Below are 238 nucleotides of genomic sequence, written 5' to 3'. Positions count from 1 at the left end.
CCAACCAAAAAGCGGCGGCGGCTCGCAGGAAAACGCGAAGCCACGACCTTTCTTGCCGCTTTCATCACCCAGACATAAAATCCCCCGCTAAAAAGCGGGAGATTTTTTTTTATAATTCTTCCTTTTTTTCCTCTAATGCAGGTAACTTCTCTTTTTTAGGTTTACCAAGCTTTAACACAAAGAAATATAAAGAAAGTAACGTAATAAGAAAAACAATTAAAAATGGATACGGAGAATA

At 38.2% G+C, this 238-nt stretch carries 1 protein-coding gene; it reads right to left on the bottom strand.

Annotated features, from left to right (window positions below; translation table 11 throughout):
* Positions 1–109 precede the first annotated feature (109 nt).
* The coding region (locus KVT31_RS30960; RefSeq protein WP_368859002.1) for a DUF3935 domain-containing protein at positions 110–238 on the bottom strand (129 nt) is incomplete at its 5' end.

The sequence above is a fragment of the Bacillus sp. GbtcB14 genome (assembly GCF_019091205.1).
Classification (GTDB): Bacteria; Bacillota; Bacilli; order Bacillales; family Bacillaceae_G; genus Bacillus_A; species Bacillus_A cereus_AG.
Note: the sequence above shows the minus strand (reverse complement) of the source record. Positions and strands in the feature narration are given on the sequence as shown.